The organism is Pseudomonas sp. LA5, from assembly GCF_028640825.1.
Lineage (GTDB): Bacteria > Pseudomonadota > Gammaproteobacteria > Pseudomonadales > Pseudomonadaceae > Chryseomonas > Chryseomonas aestiva.
The window spans coordinates 578,442-595,073 of sequence record NZ_JAQYZY010000037.1; the positions used below are offsets into that span (position 1 = coordinate 578,442).

The 16,632-nt window shown below is 66.6% G+C and carries 17 protein-coding genes; 8 read left to right on the forward strand and 9 right to left on the reverse strand.

What is annotated here, in order from left to right; translation table 11 throughout:
• Positions 1–59 precede the first annotated feature (59 nt).
• From PVZ72_RS14610 to aroC, 9 genes are all read right to left on the reverse strand, one after another.
• The gene (locus tag PVZ72_RS14610; RefSeq protein WP_187979718.1) at positions 60–1,469 is read right to left on the reverse strand and encodes a circularly permuted type 2 ATP-grasp protein; all 1,410 of its coding nucleotides are present in this window, start codon (positions 1,467–1,469) and stop codon (positions 60–62) included.
• A gap of 257 nt (positions 1,470–1,726) precedes the next feature.
• Positions 1,727–2,068, reverse strand: a complete 342-nt coding sequence (locus tag PVZ72_RS14615; protein ID WP_133861144.1) for a ribonuclease E inhibitor RraB — start codon at positions 2,066–2,068, stop codon at positions 1,727–1,729.
• Between the two features lie 103 nt (positions 2,069–2,171).
• A complete protein-coding gene (gene speE, locus PVZ72_RS14620) occupies positions 2,172–3,023 on the reverse strand; it encodes a polyamine aminopropyltransferase (protein ID WP_273862309.1) in 852 nt (283 codons plus the stop codon).
• Between the two features lie 96 nt (positions 3,024–3,119).
• Entirely contained in the window at positions 3,120–3,332 is a 213-nt protein-coding gene (locus PVZ72_RS14625) for a PLD nuclease N-terminal domain-containing protein (RefSeq protein ID WP_026083979.1), read from the reverse strand.
• A gap of 105 nt (positions 3,333–3,437) precedes the next feature.
• Positions 3,438–4,124 (reverse strand): acireductone synthase, encoded by a 687-nt coding sequence (gene mtnC, locus PVZ72_RS14630; RefSeq protein ID WP_187979720.1) that lies wholly within the window; start codon positions 4,122–4,124, stop codon positions 3,438–3,440.
• Positions 4,121–4,672: a 1,2-dihydroxy-3-keto-5-methylthiopentene dioxygenase gene (locus PVZ72_RS14635; RefSeq protein WP_263258927.1), complete on the reverse strand. Its 552-nt coding sequence runs from the start codon at positions 4,670–4,672 to the stop codon at positions 4,121–4,123. The genes mtnC and PVZ72_RS14635 overlap by 4 nt, the downstream gene beginning before the upstream one ends.
• On the reverse strand, positions 4,669–5,283 hold the full coding sequence (locus PVZ72_RS14640) for a methylthioribulose 1-phosphate dehydratase (RefSeq protein ID WP_133861148.1): 615 nt from the start codon (positions 5,281–5,283) through the stop codon (positions 4,669–4,671). Before PVZ72_RS14640 ends, PVZ72_RS14635 begins: the two co-directional genes overlap by 4 nt.
• Positions 5,284–5,422: 139 nt before the next feature.
• The gene (locus tag PVZ72_RS14645; protein ID WP_133861149.1) at positions 5,423–6,586 is read right to left on the reverse strand and encodes an MFS transporter; all 1,164 of its coding nucleotides are present in this window, start codon (positions 6,584–6,586) and stop codon (positions 5,423–5,425) included.
• A gap of 14 nt (positions 6,587–6,600) precedes the next feature.
• Positions 6,601–7,692 (reverse strand): chorismate synthase, encoded by a 1,092-nt coding sequence (aroC, locus tag PVZ72_RS14650; RefSeq protein ID WP_273862311.1) that lies wholly within the window; start codon positions 7,690–7,692, stop codon positions 6,601–6,603.
• 135 nt (positions 7,693–7,827) lie between these two features.
• On the opposite strand from aroC, the gene PVZ72_RS14655 reads away from it, so the two are divergent.
• From PVZ72_RS14655 to PVZ72_RS14690, 8 genes are all read left to right on the forward strand, one after another.
• Positions 7,828–8,796, forward strand: a complete 969-nt coding sequence (locus PVZ72_RS14655; protein WP_273862312.1) for an alpha/beta hydrolase — start codon at positions 7,828–7,830, stop codon at positions 8,794–8,796.
• A gap of 43 nt (positions 8,797–8,839) precedes the next feature.
• A complete protein-coding gene (locus PVZ72_RS14660) occupies positions 8,840–9,619 on the forward strand; it encodes a hypothetical protein (RefSeq protein WP_273862313.1) in 780 nt (259 codons plus the stop codon).
• Between the two features lie 145 nt (positions 9,620–9,764).
• Entirely contained in the window at positions 9,765–12,146 is a 2,382-nt protein-coding gene (locus PVZ72_RS14665) for a penicillin acylase family protein (RefSeq protein ID WP_273862314.1), read from the forward strand.
• A gap of 242 nt (positions 12,147–12,388) precedes the next feature.
• Complete coding sequence (locus PVZ72_RS14670) at positions 12,389–13,585, forward strand: CmpA/NrtA family ABC transporter substrate-binding protein (RefSeq protein WP_273862315.1); 1,197 nt, start codon at positions 12,389–12,391, stop codon at positions 13,583–13,585.
• Positions 13,586–13,596: 11 nt separating this feature from the next.
• Positions 13,597–14,169: an ANTAR domain-containing response regulator gene (locus PVZ72_RS14675; protein ID WP_027599890.1), complete on the forward strand. Its 573-nt coding sequence runs from the start codon at positions 13,597–13,599 to the stop codon at positions 14,167–14,169.
• 133 nt (positions 14,170–14,302) lie between these two features.
• Positions 14,303–15,544: an alanine transaminase gene (alaC, locus tag PVZ72_RS14680; protein ID WP_187979727.1), complete on the forward strand. Its 1,242-nt coding sequence runs from the start codon at positions 14,303–14,305 to the stop codon at positions 15,542–15,544.
• Between the two features lie 94 nt (positions 15,545–15,638).
• Positions 15,639–15,833 (forward strand): hypothetical protein, encoded by a 195-nt coding sequence (locus PVZ72_RS14685; protein ID WP_273862316.1) that lies wholly within the window; start codon positions 15,639–15,641, stop codon positions 15,831–15,833.
• Complete coding sequence (locus tag PVZ72_RS14690) at positions 15,833–16,588, forward strand: hypothetical protein (protein ID WP_273862317.1); 756 nt, start codon at positions 15,833–15,835, stop codon at positions 16,586–16,588. The genes PVZ72_RS14685 and PVZ72_RS14690 overlap by 1 nt, the downstream gene beginning before the upstream one ends.
• Positions 16,589–16,632 lie beyond the last annotated feature (44 nt).

Consider the following 16,632-nt stretch of genomic DNA (forward strand, 5'->3'; position numbering starts at 1 on the left):
GGGGTCGCCTTTCAAAGGTCCTTGCGGGGCCGCCGGAGCGGCCACTGTTCTGTGGCGATCTAGTCCTGGACCACCCAGGTGTCCTTGGTGCCGCCGCCCTGGGAGGAATTCACCACCAGCGAGCCTTCGCGCAGGGCGACCCGGGTCAGGCCACCAGGCACCAGACGCGTCTTGCGCCCGGACAGCACGAAGGGCCGCAGGTCGATGTGGCGCGGCGCGATGCCGTTCTCGACAAAGGTCGGGCAGGTGGACAGCGACAGAGTCGGCTGGGCGATGTAGGCACTGGGGTTGGCCTTGAGCCGCGCGCGGAAGGCTTCGATCTCCAGGCTGCTGGCGGTGGGGCCGACCAGCATGCCGTAGCCGCCGGAACCATGGACTTCCTTGACCACCAGCTCGGGCAGGTTGGCCAGCACATGGGACAGTTCGTCCGGCTTGCGGCACTGCCAGGTGGGCACGTTATAGAGGATGGGTTCTTCGCTGAGATAGAAGCGGATCATCTCCGGCACATAGGGATAGATCGACTTGTCGTCGGCCACCCCAGTACCTATGGCATTGGCCAGGATGACATTGCCGGCGCGATAGGCGGCGAGCAGACCGGGCACGCCGAGCATGGAATCGGGATTAAAGGCCAGCGGGTCGAGGAAGGCGTCGTCGAGACGCCGATAGATGACATCGACCTTGCGGAAGCCAGAGGTGGTACGCATGAACACCTGCTCGTCACGCACCAGCAGATCGGCACCCTCCACCAGCTCCACGCCCATCTCGCGCGCGAGGAAGGCGTGTTCGAAATAGGCGCTGTTGAAACGACCCGGGGTAAGGACAACCACCGTGGGGTTGTTGACCGGGGTGGAGCTGCGCAGGGTATCGAGCAGGATGTTCGGATAGTGGTCGATGGGCGCGATGCGCTCCAGGGTGAACAGCTCGGGAAACAGCCGCATCATCATCTTGCGGTTTTCGAGCATGTAGGAGACACCGCTGGGGGTGCGCAGGTTGTCTTCCAGCACGTAGTAGGCGCCATCGCCATCTCGTACCAGATCGACCCCGGCGATATGGGCGTAGATGCCATTGGGCAGGTCCAGCCCCTGCATGGCCAGCTGATACTGGTCGTTGGCCAGCACCTGCTCGGCGGGAATGACCCCGGCCTTGATGATGCGCTGGTCATGATAGAGGTCGTGCAGAAAGAGATTCAGCGCCTGGACACGCTGGATGCAGCCGCGTTCGATGATCTGCCATTCGCTGGCGGGAATGGCGCGCGGCAAGGCGTCGAAGGGAATCAGGCGTTCCGTGCCCTGTTCGTCGCCATAGAGGGTGAAGGTGATCCCGGCGCGATGGAACAGCAGATCGGCTTCACGCCGACGCTGGGCCAGGAGTTCCGGGGGTGTCTCGCTCAGCCACTGGGCATAGCGACCATAATGCGGTCGACACTGTGCCTGGACGTCATACATCTCATTATACAGTTGGCGGCTCATGCCGATCTCCTTGTCACCCACGGTGCAGCTTCGCAAGCCGCGTGCCAGCGCCAGAGCCTTCAAGATCAAGCCCTTGCGCGGCTGCGAGTCGCACGATGCACCAAACCCAGGCACGTCAGCGTGCGCATGCACCGCAACGTCTCCGTCATGAGCCTAAGACGGTGCGCCACGCGGAAAGTGCGATGATTGAGGGGCCGAGCGGTAACCGGAGATGAAACAGGCACCCCGTCTGGAATGCCGCCTCGGGACGTGCAGGATCAGGCGGAGCTGCGGCTGACTTCCTGGGTGACGCCCCAGCCATCGAGCTGACCGCCAAGAGGCGCCACCACCGCCTCGAGATCGCTTTCGAAATCATCGATGGTGGCGTGGGTGGCGAACATCACCTTGCTGACCTGCAGATGCCAGCCGCCCTCTTCATGGGGGAGCACCTGGGCGTTGAGGGATTCGCCGTGAAACTGGTCCGCAGCGATGCGGGCCTTGCCTTCATCGGCGAAAATGGCAAAGAAGTCGATGGGATGGAAGCGGGCGAAATCGAAGCCGCCCTCCTTCATCCGCTGCAGCAGGTTCAAGCTCACATCATCGGCAAACGACAAGGACATAGGACTTCCCTCCTCTGGTTCGGATGATCGTCTCGCTGGACGTCGCTACCGACGCCTGGCGAGTCGCGGCTGAGAACTCGAACGGTGCAGCGACCGCCAGGGCTTACGCCTTGCCGATGGCCTCCAGCACGTATCGAGGTAGAGCAAAGGCTGCGGCATGCAGCTCCGGAGTGTAATAACGGGTCTGGATGCCTGTATCACTGTAGCGCTGCGCCAGGGTTTCGGCATTCTGCCGACGCAAGGTCGAGTCCTTGCTACCCCAGGCCAGGGTCATGACGCCCCCTATGTAAGTAGGCACCGCCGACAGATAAAAGTGCCAATCGGCGAACAGCCCGGACATGCGGCTGGCAGTGGTCTTGACCTCGTCCAGTTGCAGGAACGGAGTACCGTTCTGGGCCACCATCACGCCGCCGTCGTTCAGACAACGATGGCAGGCCTGATAGAAGTTCTCCGAAAAGAGAACCTCGGCCGGTCCGATGGGATCGGTGGAGTCGGAGATGATGACGTCGTAGCGTTCGGTGGTGTTGGCGACGAAATTCATGCCGTCGTCGATCACCAGCTTCAGCCGCGGGTCGTCGAAGGCGCCTGCCGAGTGACCGGGAAAGTGCTCCTTGCACATCGCCACCACCGAGCCGTCGATCTCGACCATGGTGATGTGCTCGACACCCCGGTGCTTGGCCACTTCGCGCAGGATGCCACCGTCGCCACCGCCGATGATGAGCACCCGCCTGGGCGCCGGATGGGCCAGCAGGGGGACGTGGGTGAGCATCTCGTGATAGATGAATTCGTCGGCCTCGGTGGTCTGGATGACGCCATCCAGGGCCATGACCTTGCCCAGCACGGCGTTCTGGAAGATCACCAGGTGCTGATGCTCGGTGCGCACCTCGTGCAGCATGCGCTCGACGGTGAATCGCTGACCGTAGCCGTCGTAGAGGGTTTCCAGGTAGTCGCTCATGTCGATCTCCGCAGGTGGCTGGCCGAGACAGACAATGCCCGGCCAAAAGCCGGGCATTGTAAGAGCTGGATGTGACAGGCTCCAGCGTTGTGCTGGCTAGCCCTTGTGCGTGGGTGCCGTGGCCGAGCGATTGCCGCGTGGTCCGGCGGCAGCCCAGGCGATCAGGCCGATCACCGGCAGCACGATGATGAGCACCGTCCAGCCGATCTTGGCGTTGCTGGTGCTGTCACTGCGGATGACGTTGACGATGGCCCAGATGTCGAGCAGGAAGACGATGAAGCCCAGTACACCGCCGATGGTGGAATTGATCATGTCGCGACTCCCGTTGCGAGGACACAGGTCTCGTCAATTGGGACTGGCGATGAGGGCGTCGAGTTCGGCCGGCTCGCTTGGCAGCGAGGCCGGCCGTGGGCTTCAGCTGAGTCCGGCGAGATCGATGTCGGCAAAGGACGCCACGCACGGATGATCGCCCAGCTGGCCACCGGCACGTACCAGCCCGCAGGTCGGCAGGCCCGCCTGGCGCGCGGCATCCAGCTCTTCCACCACATCGGAGAGAAACAGCAGTTCCGCCGGCGCGTGGGTGGTGGCCGAGGCGATGCGCGCATAGGACTCGGCGTCGCGCTTGCCGCCGGTCAGGGTATCGAAATACCCGGAAAACAAAGGCGTGAGATCGCCATGCTCGGAGCAGCCGAAGATCAGCTTCTGCGCCTGGATCGATCCGGAGGAATAGACGTACAGCGGCAGCCCCGCCGCGTGCCACTGGCGCAGGGCCTGGACGGCGTCGGGATAGACGTGGCCCTTGAGGGTGCCGGCACGATAGCCCTGCTCCCATACCTGACCCTGCAGCGCCTTGAGCGGTGTGGCCTTGCGGTCGGTGGCGATCCATTCCAGCAGGATGGCGATCACCCGCTCCACGTCGGCGTCCAGCTCGCCGGCTTCGGCGCGCACGGCATCGAGTTGCTCGGCCACCGCCGGCTCTCCGGCATGGGCGCGCACAAGGGCCGGCAGGTGCTCGCGGGCATAGGGAAAGAGCACGTCGAAGACGAAGCTGACGGCGCTGGTGGTACCTTCGATATCGGTGAGGATGGCCTTGATCGTCACGCCTCGACCTCCAGGCGCGGGAAGCGCTGGGCGATGTCGACGCCGGTGAAGTGGGCGACCCAGCCATCGGGATTGTCGAACAGGCGGATGGCGACGAAGGACGGCGACTCGCTCATGTCGAACCAGTGCGGCGTACCGGCCGGCACCGAGATGAGGTCGTCCTTCTCGCAGAGCACGGCATAGACCTGGTCGTCGATGTGCAGGGTGAAGAGGCCCTGACCGGCGACGAAGAAGCGCACCTCGTCCTCGTTATGGCGATGCTCTTCGAGGAACTTGGCGCGCAGCGCCTCCTTCTGCGGATGCTCGGGATGCATGCTGATGACGTCGACGGTCTGGTAGCCGCGCTCCTGGATGAGACGATCGATCTCCGGCCGGTAGGCGGCGATCACCTCCTCCTGGCTGGCGCCCGGCGCCACCGGGGCGGTGGCCTGCCAGCGCTCGAAACGCACCCCGACCTCGGCCAGGGTGGCGGCGATGTGGTCGCCATCGCTGATCACCTTCAGCGGCTGGCGCGGTTCGGCATCGTGGTAGACGGTCAGTCGGCTCATGGACGCAGGCTCCGGGTCTTGAGTTCGCATTCGAAGAGGAATTCGAAGGCTTCCACGTGGCGCAGGGCATCGGCCATGCGCGGCCCCCAAGTATAGAGGCCGTGTCCGCGGATCAGGTACCCCACGCAGTCGGGATGCACGTCCAGCCAGGTCTGCACCTGGTCGGCCAGACGCGGGATGTCCTGGTCGTTGTCGAACACCGGGATCTCCACTCGCACGTCGTGGGTGGTGACGCCATGCAGGGCCTTCTGCAGCTCGTAGCCGTCCAGCAGCAGGCGATCGCCTTCGAGCTGGCGCGAGAGCACCGTCGAATTCACCGAATGGGTGTGCAGTACGGCACCGATCTCCGGCTGCCAGCGATAGAGCTGGGTGTGCAGCGCGGTCTCGGCCGAAGGCTTCTTGTCCTCCAGCGGCGTGCCGTCGAGATCGGTGGCGAGGACGTCGTCCAGCTCCAGCTGACCCTTGTGCTTGCCGGAGACGGTCAGCAGCAGGCGGCTGTCGGACAGCCGTACCGAATAGTTGCTGCTGGTGGCCGGCGACCAGCCGCGGCCATAGAGGAAGCGACCGGCGTCGATGATTTCCCGGGCCAGTTGCTCACGCTGCTGGATCATGGAGGGTTCTCCTAGGTTCTGTACGAAAAGTCGCCGAGCGACGGTCAGGCGAGGCGAAAAACGCTGAGGAAGCGGAGTTTACGAGAGGTAAATGAGCATTGCGACCGGGCTGGCGATCCAGGTGTTTTTCAACGAAGCATCACCGAGCGCAGGCACTTTTCGTACTGGACCTAACGGACAAGAGGATGAGGAAGGCGCCTGCCAGCGCCGCCAGGGAGGCGCCGGCAAAGGCGGCAAGGGCACCGGACACCTGCCAGGCATAGCCAGCATACAGCGCGCCCAGCGCCCCGCCAGCCCCGGAAAGTGCCGCGTAGAGCGATTGGGCCTGGCCCTGGCGGCGGCGGTCGAAATGGGATTGCACGAACTGGATGGCGGCGGCGTGGAAGCAGGCGAAGGTGGCCGCATGCAGGAGCTGAGCGAACAACAGCACTGGCAACTGGTCGGCCAGGGCGCCCAGCAGCAGCCAGCGCCCGGCGGCGATCAGAAAGGCGCCGACCAGCAGGGTAGTCAGAGCGATCCGCGCCAGCAGTTGCGGCATCACCAGGAAGATCAGCACCTCGGCGACCACGCCCAGCGACCAGAGCTGACCGATGACGCCGCGGCCATAGCCGAGTTCTTCCAGATGCAGGGTGAAGACCGTGTAGTAAGGGCCGTGGGACAGCTGCATCAGCGCCGCGGCAGCGAAGAAGGCCAGCACCCGCGGCTGGCGCAGGGTCGTCAGGAAGGGCTCGGCCGGCGCCTCGGGCCGCTGGCCTGGATCGACCTTGACCCCTGGCACCGCCAGCGAGGCCAGCAGGATGATCGCCATCACCAGCAGCAGATAGGCCGGATAGAGATCCAGGCTGACGTATTCGAAGGCCCAGCCGAGCCCCGCCACCGCGGCGATGAAGCCGATCGAGCCCCAGAGGCGGATACGCGCATAGCGCTGTGGCTGGTCGCGCAAATGGGCCAGGGTGATGGCTTCGAACTGGGGCAGCACCGCGTGCCAGAAGAAGGCATGGCCGGCCATGATCAGCGCCAGCCAGGCGAAGCCCTGGCCGAGGTAGATACCGGAAAAGCACAGCAGGGTGCAGGCGGCGCCGAGGCGGACGATGCTCAGCCGGCGGCCGGTGCGATCGGCCAGCCAGCCCCAGAGGTTGGGCGCCAGTACCCGCATCAGCATGGGGATGGCCACCAGCTGGCCGATGGCGGTGCCGGAAAAGCCCAGGTGGTGGAAGTACAGCCCCAGGTAGGGCGCCGTGGCCCCCAGCAGCGCGAAGTAGGCGAAGTAGAAGCCCGACAGCCGCCAATAGGGAACCGGCATCGTCCGTCCGCGGATCAGAGTTGCGGCAGGATGGGCGTGTGCACTTTCACCTCGGCGTTCTGCGCGCGGTGACGCAGCAGGTGATCCATCAGCACCAAGGCCATCATCGCCTCGGCAATGGGCGTGGCGCGGATGCCCACGCAGGGATCGTGGCGACCCTTGGTGATGATATCCACCGGATTGCCATGGACGTCGATGGAGCGCCCCGGAGTGGTGATGCTGGACGTGGCCTTCAGCGCCAGGTGGGCGACAAGGGGCTGACCAGAGGAGATACCGCCCAGCACGCCTCCGGCGTTGTTGGACAGGAAGCCCTCCGGGGTCAGCTCGTCACGGTGCTCGGTGCCGCGCTGGGCGACGCTGGCGAAGCCGGCGCCGATCTCGACGCCCTTCACCGCATTGATGCTCATCAGCGCATAGGCCAGTTCGGCGTCGAGGCGGTCGAAGATCGGCTCGCCCAGACCCGGCGGCACGCCGTCGGCGACCACGGTGATGCGCGCGCCCACCGAGTCCTGATCGCGGCGCAGCTGATCCATGTAGGCCTCCAGCTCCGGTACCCGGTCCGGATCGGGGCTGAAGAAGGCGTTTTCTTCCACGCTGTCCCAGGTCTTGAAGGGGATCTCGATGGGGCCCAGCTGACTCATGTAGCCACGCACCCGGATGCCCTGGGTGGCCAGGTACTTCTTGGCGATGGCGCCGGCCGCCACGCGCATGGCGGTTTCCCGCGCCGAGCTGCGACCGCCGCCGCGGTAGTCGCGCAGGCCATACTTGTGGTGGTAGGCGTAGTCAGCATGGGCCGGGCGGAACAGGTCCTTGATCGCCGAGTAGTCCTTGGACTTCTGGTCGGTGTTGCGGATCAGCAGGCCGATGGGGGTACCGGTGGTGACGCCCTCGAAGACCCCGGAGAGGATCTCCACCTCGTCCGCTTCCTGGCGCTGGGTGGTGTGGCGGCTGGTGCCGGGCTTGCGCCGATCCAGGTCACGCTGCAGGTCGGCGATGTCCAGGGGCAGTCCGGGTGGGCAACCGTCGACGATGGCGACCAGCGCCGGGCCATGGCTTTCGCCGGCGGTGGTGACGGTAAACAGCGTGCCGAGGGTATTGCCGGACATGCGAGGGCTCCGCGCTACGGGTGAAAGGTATGGATTCAAATTGGCAATGGGCGATTTTACACGCGCCGTGGTCTTTTACACGGATTGTGTGCGGGATAGGCCCCCACACCCCAGCTCTCCGGTGCCCTTCCTGCCATGCGTCTGCTGTTCTCCCTGCTGCTGTGCCTCGCCCTGCCCGCCCTCGCCACGGCGGCCGATCCCGTGCTCTACCGCCCCCTCCAGCTCGACACCGGCAGCGGCGTGCTCAAGGGCAGTCTGATCCTGCCCCGCAGCGAGCGTCCGCAACCGGTGGTGCTCTTCGTTTCCGGCTCGGGCCCCATCGACCGCAATGGCAACGCCCCCGGCGCCCGCAATGCCGCCCTGCAGCGTCTGGCCGAGGCCCTGGGCCGGCAGCGGATCGCCAGCGTGCGCTTCGACAAGCGCGGGGTGGCCGAGAGTCGCGGCGCCGAGCCGGACGAGAGTCGTCTCAGCGTGGAGCGCTATGTCGACGACCTGGTCGGCTGGACCCGGCTGCTGCGCGCCGATCCGCGCTTTTCCAAGGTGATCCTGCTCGGTCACAGCGAAGGCGCCCTGATCGCCAGCCTGGCCGCCGACCGGGTGCCGGTCGCCGGCGTGGTCACCCTGGCCGGCAGCGGCCGGCCCATCGACGTGGTGCTGCGCGAGCAGCTGGCCGGCAAGCTGTCGCCCGCCGGCCTGGCCAGCGCCCAATGGATCATCGACCAGTTGCTGCGCGGCACGCCGGTGCCCGAGGTGCCGAAGGAATTGCTGGTGCTGTTCCGTCCCAGCGTCCAGCCCTATCTGATCTCGCTGTTCCGCCAGAATCCGGCCAGGGCCTTTGCCGGCATCCACGCCCCGGCACTGATCGTCCAGGGTACCCATGACGTGCAGGTGGAGGTGGACGATGCCCGCGCCCTGCAGCGGGCCAAGCCGGATGCCGAACTGGCGATCATTCCCGGCATGAACCACGTGCTGCGCATCGCCCCGGCGGACATCCAGGCGCAACTGCCCACCTACGACAACCCCAACCTGCCGCTGGCCCGCGCGCTGGTCGAGCGCGTGAGCGCCTTCGTCGCGCGCTCAGGTTCCCCGCACCCTGGCCGATAAGCCGGCACAGGCGCCCAGGAGGCGCGCCAGCTGGAGTCCGCCCGTGGAAACCCCCGATCAAGCATCGCCGGCCGTCGAAGCCGTTCCCAATGAGCCCCATCCCTGGGCCAGCCTGCCGCCGGAGCGCTTCCAGCTGCTGCGGCTGATGCCGCAGCCGGCGGATCGTCGGGTCGGCGTGCGCCCCCTGCGCTTCGTGCAACTCGGCCTGGTCGAGCGCCATGGCGACGACGAAAGCCTGCTGCGGCTGACGGTGCAGATTCCCGGCCAGCTGCTGCACCGCGAGGTGAACGTGCTGGAGGTCTGGGTCGACCATCGCCTCGGCGAAATCCGCCTGGGCCCCGAACGCGGCCTGCAGATCGAGCCCGAGGAGCGCGGTCTGGGCCGCTTCCTGCTGGCCCGGGCGGCCGCCTGGGCGCGCTTGCGCTGGAACCACTACCGGGTGCAGGACCTGCCCCTGGCGCGCCGCGACGCCCTCGACGAAGACAGCCGCAAGCGTCGCGACCACGTGCTCGGCGCCCAGGGCTTCACCGTCGAGACGGCGGCAGACGACGAGCGCCAGCAGCTCTGCCGGGCGGCCCGGGTCAGCCAGCTGCGCGAGGACTGGAATACCGACAAGGTGCAACTGCTGTCGCTGCTGGACGGCGCCACCCTGCTGGAGCAATGCGACCGGTTGATCGACGAGCGCGATGCCAGCCTGCGTCAGCTGGAAGACCGCATCGCCCTCTATCGTCGTGATGACATCTCTTTGAGATTCGCCATCGGCTGCCTGGCGGTGTTCTGCCTGTTCCAGGCCGCACTGCTGATCTGGATGGCGCTGCGCTGAGCGGTCTGGTGCCGCGCCAGGCGCCTTTCCCGATGACCTGTCGGCAGCGCCCGGACGCCACCCCTCGCCCGAGGCTTGCTCCCCCGGTGGACCCTGCTAACGTAGCCACCCGTTCGCATCCATCCGCTCGGAGTGTCCGCTGTTCATGGTCTCGCCTCTCCCGTTTCGCTCGCGCGCGCCGCTGCGCCTCGCCACTCTCGGCCTGCTGACCGCCCTCGCCGGCTGCCAGTACTTCGCCGAGGAGCCGTCGCCCCGCGGCCAGCCGCAACTCAAGGGCAGCCTGCCGCTGCGCGGTCTGGCGCAGACCGCCTCGGTGCGCCGCAATGCCGACGGCCAGCCGCTGATCGAGACCACCACCTTTCACGATGCCCTCTTCGCCCTCGGCTACGTCCACGCCAGCGAACGCCTGGCGCAGATGGTCGAGCTGCGCCTGCTGGCCCAGGGGCGGCTGGCCGAGGCCTACGGTGAAAGCCGCCTGGACAGCGACAGATTCATGCGTGCCGTGGACCTGCGCAAGGCCGCCCAGGTGGCCTACGGCAACGCCTCGCCGCGGATGAAGACCTTCTTCGAGGTCTATGCCCGGGGTGTCAATGCCTACCTCTATCGCGCCGGCGAGCGGGTCGCGCTGGATGGCCACGACTACCGCGCCGAATACTGGAAAGCCGAAGACAGCGCCCTGCTCTTCGAACTGCTCAACTTCGCCCAGGCGGTGGACCTGCGCAAGGAAACCGCGGCGCTGGCCCTGGCCGCCCAGGTCGGTCCCGAACGCCTGGCCTGGCTCTTGCCCACCTACCCCGACGAACCTCTACCGGAAGAAGAGACCGCCAAGTTGCGCGGCCTGAATCTGCGCGGCCAGCTGCCCGGACTCGACGCCCTGCTGCAGGTCCAGCGGCAATTGGCGGCGCTCGCCCCCTTCGGCGGCCCCACCGGTACCGCCTGGGCCGCCACCCCGGGCCATACCCGCAGCGGTCGCAGCCTGCTCGGCGTCGACAAGGTCAGCGCCTTTGCCGGCCAGTCGCCCTTCACCCTGGTGACCCTGAGGGCGCCGCGCTTCGAGGCCGTGGGCACCACCCTGCCCGGCCTGCCGCTGCTGCTCGACGGCTACAACGGCAAGCTGGCCTGGGGCGCCGCGACCCTGATGGGCGACAGTCAGGACCTCTACCTCGAACGCCTGCAGCGCCAGGGCGGTCGCCTGCAGGTGCAGAGCGGCGGCCAGTGGCAGCCGGCCGGCGAGCGGGTGGAGACCTTTTTCGTCCGCGGTGAAAAGCCGCGGCGCGAGACCCTCTACACCAGTCCGCGCGGTCCGCTGCTGAATCTGGCCCTGGCGCCGGACGCCAACGGCTACGGCCTGGCCCTGCGCAGCAGTCGCCTGGAAGCCGACAAGAGCCTGGACGCCCTCTTCGACCTCACCCGCGCCAAGGACGTGGAGCGCGCCTTCGAACTGGCTCGCGAGCTGCGCGCCAGTGACTGGAATCTGGTATTCGCCGATGCCGAGCATGTCGGCTGGCAGGTGACCGGCCGTTATCCCAATCGCCGCAGCGGCCTGGGGCTGCTGCCCTCGCCCGGCTGGGACGAGCGCTATGCCTGGGATGGCTACGCCGACCCCATGCTGCACCCCTACGATCAGGACCCGGCCCAGGGCTGGCTGGGCGCCGCCAACCAGCGCGTGGTGCCGCGTGGCTACGGCATGCAGCTGTCCAGCAACTGGTCGGGCCCCGAGCGCCAGGAGCGCCTGGCACAACTGGCCGGGCGCTCGGCGCGCCTCGATACCCGCGACGCCATGGCCCTGCAGCAGGACCAGACCACCACCCTGGCCGCCAAGCTCAAGACCCAGCTCGACGCCCCCGGCTTCGCCGCGCCACTGCGCCAGGCCATCGCCGCCCTGCCGGCCACCCAGCGCCAGCAGGCGGAAGAAGCCCTGCGCCGTCTGCAGGGCTTCGACGGTCGCCTGGCCGCCGGTTCCGCGGATGCGGCGCTCTACGAGGCCTTCTTGCAGGCCCTGGCCGAAAAGACCTTCGCCGATGAATTGGGGGGCACCAGGAGCCCGGCCTGGCAGGCCTTCACCACCCTCAGCGACACCGGCTACAACGCCATCGTCGATCATCTCCTGGCCCGTGACGACAGCCCCTATTGGGATGACGTCAGCACGCCGGCCCGTGAAGACAAACCGGCGATCTTCGCCCTCGCGCTGGCCGGGGCCGTCGAAACCTGCGAGGCCAAGCTGGGCAGTGATCGCGCCGCCTGGCAGTGGGGCCGCTTGCACCGCCTGGATGGCAATGCCAGTGGCGGCGACGGCTCGACCCTGGACCTGACCGCCAGCCACTGGGGCGGCGATGACCAGGCCTGGCTGGCGCCGGCGCTGCGTCTGGTGGTGGACTTCGGCCTGGCCGAGCCCCTGCAGGCGAGCCAGGCCGGCACCCCGGGCAAGGGCTGGACCCGCGGCCAATACCAGAGCCTGCCGTTGCAACCGCAGAATCTGGAGCGCGTCTATGGCCGTGATCGCCTGCTGCTGATCCCGCAGAAGTAATCTTCCCCTGGCAACCCGTGACTTGGCGCGGGTTTTGCCCTTTCTCTGTCAGACCTCAGCCGGCGCCCCTCCTCCCGCCGCGCCGCGGACCGCCGCAGAGGCGCTGTCCGGCAAGCGCCGTGGCCGTGAGAGCGCCCGGTGATGGTGCCGTGCCTGTCACCAAAATGGTGCAGGCTCAAGCCGAGACGTCCACAGCGGTGCACAAAGCGGTGCCTGGACGTCCGTCAGCCGCCGGAGACACCATGCCTGCCCAGCCTTCCCCCCACGCCGCGCATCTTTGGGTCGCGGGTTCGGATGCCCCGGAAAAGCCCGAGCTCAATCTGGGCTTCCTGCCCCTGAGCGATGCCGCCTCGCTGATCGTGGCGGCGACCCAGGGCTTTGGCGAACCCCATGGCCTGACACTCAATCTGCACCGCCAGCCCTCCTGGTCGGCGCTGCGCGACAACCTGCTCAATGGCCAGCTCGATGCCGCGCATTGCCTCTATGGCCTGGTCTATGGCGCCCAGCTCGGACTGGGCGGTGCCGCCGCCACGCCGATGGCGGTGCTCATGAGCCTGGCGCAGAACGGTCAGAGCCTCAACCTGGCCCGCAGCCTGACCCGGGAAGGCGTCCGGGATACGGCCTCCCTGGTCGAGCGGATTCGCCAGCCGGATGCCAGGCCGCTGACCCTGGCGCACACCTTTCCCACCGGCACCCATATCTTCTGGCTCTACTACTGGCTCGCCGCCCAGGGCATTCATCCCCTCAAGGACGTGCGTACCGCACTGGTGCCACCGCCGCAGATGCCCGAGCACCTGGCTGCCGGCCGAGTCGACGGCTTCTGCGTCGGCGAACCCTGGGGCGCTGCCGCCGTGGCGCGCGGCCAGGGCTTCACCCTGACCACCACCCAGGCCATCTGGCCGGACCACCCGGAAAAGGTGCTGGCCTGCACCGGCAGCTTCGCCGAGCGCTATCCCAACACCGCCCGGGCGCTGATCCGCACCCTGCTTGATGCCAGCCGCTTCATCGAGGAAAGTCGTGAGAATCGCCTGGGCACCGCCCAGCTGATCAGCGGCGCCGACTATGTGGATACCGATCCGGCGTTGCTCGCCCAGCGCTTTCTCGGTCACTACGAAGACGGCCTCGATGGCCACTGGGAGGACGAGCATCCCCTGGCCTTCCATCGCCAGGGCACGGTCAATCCGCCATACCTGTCCGACGGCCTCTGGTTCCTTACCCAGTTCCGCCGCTGGGGCTTGCTACGCGAGGAGCCGGATTACCTGGCCATCGCCGAGGCCGTGCAATGCACCGAACTGTACCAGCAGGCTGCCACCGACCTCGGTCTGGCGGTGCCGCCGACCCGGCGCAGCAGCACCCTGTTCGACGGTCGCATCTGGGACGGCAGCGATCCGGCCGGTTACGCCCGCAGCTTCGCCATCCACGCGCTCAGCGATCACTAGGGAGAACGACCTTGCGCATCTTGCTCATCGACGACACCCCCAAGCAGGTCGGCCGTCTCAAGGCCGCGCTGATCGAAGCCGGTTTCGAGGTCATCGAGGAATCCGGCCTGACCATCGACCTGCCCGCGCGCATCGAGGCCCTGCGGCCGGACGTCATCCTGTTCGACACCCAATCACCCGGTCGCGACGTCATGGAACAGGTCTGCCTGGTCACTCGCGACCGGCCACGCCCCATCGTCATGTTCACCGACGAGCACGACCCGGCGGTGATGCGCCGGGCCATCCAGTCCGGGGTCAGCGCCTACATCGTCGAGGGCATCCAGACCAGCCGCCTGCAGGCCATCATCGATGTGGCCCGCGCCCGTTTCGAGACCGACCAGGCCCTGCGCGCCGAACTCCAGGCCCGCGAGCAGCAGTTGCTGGAGCGCAAGAAGGTCGACCAGGCCAAGGGCCTGCTGATGAAGATGCGCGGTTGCAGCGAGGACGAGGCCTATACCCTGATGCGCCGCCAGGCCATGAGCAAGCAGCAGAAGCTGATCCAGGTGGCCGACCAGATCATCGCCATGAGCGAATTGCTCGGCTGAGACAGGCCGCGCGGACCAGTCAGATTTTTTCCTCGACAAGCGCAGCGACCTGCGGCTAATGTCCGCGGCAGGTCACCTCCTGTGACCCACGTCGCTCGGACGGTTCCGGGCGCTTACGTACTTCGAGGAACGCATGACTGATTCCAGTCCCGTGCGCCGCTTTGCGCGCATCGATCGCCTGCCCCCCTATGTCTTCAACATCACCGCCGAACTCAAGATGGCCGCGCGCCGTCGCGGTGAGGACATCATCGACCTGTCCATGGGCAATCCCGACGGTCCGACCCCGCCGCACATCGTCGAGAAGCTCTGCCAGGTCGCCCAGCGCGAGGACACCCACGGCTATTCCAGCTCCAAGGGCATTCCGCGTCTGCGTCGCGCCATCTCCCACTGGTATCGCGACCGTTATCAGGTGGAAATCGATGCCGACAGCGAAGCCATCGTCACCATAGGTTCCAAGGAAGGCCTGGCGCATCTGATGCTGGCCACCCTGGATGCCGGCGACACCGTGCTCGTGCCCAACCCAAGCTATCCGATCCACATCTACGGCGCGGTGATTGCCGGCGCCCAGGTGCGTTCGGTGCCCCTGGTGCAGGGCATGGACTTCTTCGCCGAACTGGAGCGGGCCATCCGCGAGAGCATTCCCAAGCCGAAGATGATGATCCTCGGCTTCCCCTCCAACCCCACCGCCCAGTGCGTGGAGCTGGATTTCTTCGAGCGCGTGGTGGAACTGGCCAAGCGCTACAACGTGCTGGTGGTGCACGACCTGGCCTATGCCGACATCGTCTTCGACGGCTGGCAGGCGCCCTCCATCATGCAGGTGCCCGGCGCCAAGGACATCGCGGTGGAATTCTTCACCCTGTCCAAGAGCTACAACATGGCCGGCTGGCGGATCGGCTTCATGGTCGGCAATCCCGAGCTGGTCGCCGCCCTGGCGCGGATCAAGAGCTATCACGACTACGGCACCTTCACCCCGCTGCAGGTGGCCGCCATCGCCGCCCTGGAGGGCGACCAGCAGTGCGTGCGCGACATCGCCCAGCAGTACCAGCAGCGCCGCGACGTGCTGGTGCGCGGCCTGCATGAAGCCGGCTGGATGGTCGAGAATCCCAAGGCGTCGATGTACGTCTGGGCCAGGATTCCCGAGCCCTATGCCCACCTGGGGTCGCTGGAATTCGCCAAGAAGCTGCTGGCCGAGGCCAAGGTCTGCGTCTCGCCGGGGTTGGGCTTCGGTGACTATGGCGACGACCATGTGCGCTTCGCCCTGATCGAGAACCAGGACCGCATCCGCCAGGCGGTGCGCGGCATCAAGCAGATGTTCCGCGCCGACGGCCTGCTGCCCAAGGCGGCCCCGCGCAAATCCGGCGTCGAGCCGGCCTGAGTCTTCGCCGCGCCGTCGACTGGCGGCGCGGCGAATTCTTGTCAGTCCGGGTGTTCCAAGCTATAAGCGCCTAGTGCATCCCCAGGATATCGTCATGCTGAAACGCCTGTTCAACCTGCTCAAATCGCCCTCCGCGGACGATCTCAAGCTGGCCGCGAGCATCAACAACTCCTACAAGTCCATGCGCGTGGTCGGCCGCGGCACCCTGCGCATCGATCCGGCGGAGGTCTTTGACTCCCCCGAATTCAAGGAAGACCTGGACCGCGCCCGGCGGCTCATCAACCGCTGATGTTCCTGCTGCTGCTCCTGCCGATCCTGGTCAGTGGCTTTCTCGTCTGCCACAAGCATCCGCTCTATTTCTATCGCCTGCATCGCTACGAGGGCCAGTACCTCTATCTGCAGAGCGCCCGTTTCGGGCTGTTCTGCACCCTGCTCGCCGTGATCCTGCACCTGGGCATCGCTCAGGTCCTGCAGGGGCGCCACTGGTCATGGGGCGAGCGGATCTTTTCCCTCGACTACTTCGCCGGTCTCGCCGAGCTGCTGCGCCGCACCGGCACCCTGGAGGACCCGCTGCAGGCCGCCTGGATCCTGGTGGTGACGGTGACCGCCCTGCTGATCCCCGGCGCCTGGGCCGCGCTGGCGCGCTGGACCATCAAGCGCAAGTACGGCCTGAGCGAGGACAACTACCGTACCTTCATCCTCGCCGGGATCCTCAAGGACAGTCCGCTGGACGATCTGCTGATGACCGCCTCCATCAACAGGGAGACGCTGATGCTGACCCTGGAAGAGCGAAAGGTGTATGTCGGTCGTATCACTACCCTCGGCGAGCCTAGCGAAACGGAAGGGGCCGACCAGGACGTCTGCATCAAGCCGATCATGAGTGGCTACCGCGACAAGGACAAACTCTGGGTGACCTTCACCACCCACTATGCGGACAAGGGCAAGGACATCTACCTGACCCTGAAACAGAGCCAGATCGTCTCGGCGACGCGCTTCGATTTCGACGCCTACGAAGCGTTTCGCTCAAGCGTAAGCCGCACCTGATCTGGCTTCGCACGCTTTCTTCAGGGAACGTATGACTTTTTAGA

Coding starts and splice junctions, on each gene's coding strand:
- PVZ72_RS14610 (WP_187979718.1), bottom strand. CDS start 1,469: ATGAGCCGCCAACTGTATAATGAGATGTATGACGTCCAGGCACAGTGT.
- PVZ72_RS14615 (WP_133861144.1), bottom strand. CDS start 2,068: ATGTCCTTGTCGTTTGCCGATGATGTGAGCTTGAACCTGCTGCAGCGG.
- speE (WP_273862309.1), bottom strand. CDS start 3,023: ATGAGCGACTACCTGGAAACCCTCTACGACGGCTACGGTCAGCGATTC.
- PVZ72_RS14635 (WP_263258927.1), bottom strand. CDS start 4,672: ATGAGCCGACTGACCGTCTACCACGATGCCGAACCGCGCCAGCCGCTG.
- PVZ72_RS14640 (WP_133861148.1), bottom strand. CDS start 5,283: ATGATCCAGCAGCGTGAGCAACTGGCCCGGGAAATCATCGACGCCGGT.
- PVZ72_RS14645 (WP_133861149.1), bottom strand. CDS start 6,586: ATGCCGGTTCCCTATTGGCGGCTGTCGGGCTTCTACTTCGCCTACTTC.
- aroC (WP_273862311.1), bottom strand. CDS start 7,692: ATGTCCGGCAATACCCTCGGCACGCTGTTTACCGTCACCACCGCCGGC.
- PVZ72_RS14655 (WP_273862312.1), top strand. CDS start 7,828: ATGCGTCTGCTGTTCTCCCTGCTGCTGTGCCTCGCCCTGCCCGCCCTC.
- PVZ72_RS14665 (WP_273862314.1), top strand. CDS start 9,765: ATGGTCTCGCCTCTCCCGTTTCGCTCGCGCGCGCCGCTGCGCCTCGCC.
- PVZ72_RS14670 (WP_273862315.1), top strand. CDS start 12,389: ATGCCTGCCCAGCCTTCCCCCCACGCCGCGCATCTTTGGGTCGCGGGT.
- alaC (WP_187979727.1), top strand. CDS start 14,303: ATGACTGATTCCAGTCCCGTGCGCCGCTTTGCGCGCATCGATCGCCTG.
- PVZ72_RS14685 (WP_273862316.1), top strand. CDS start 15,639: ATGCTGAAACGCCTGTTCAACCTGCTCAAATCGCCCTCCGCGGACGAT.
- PVZ72_RS14690 (WP_273862317.1), top strand. CDS start 15,833: ATGTTCCTGCTGCTGCTCCTGCCGATCCTGGTCAGTGGCTTTCTCGTC.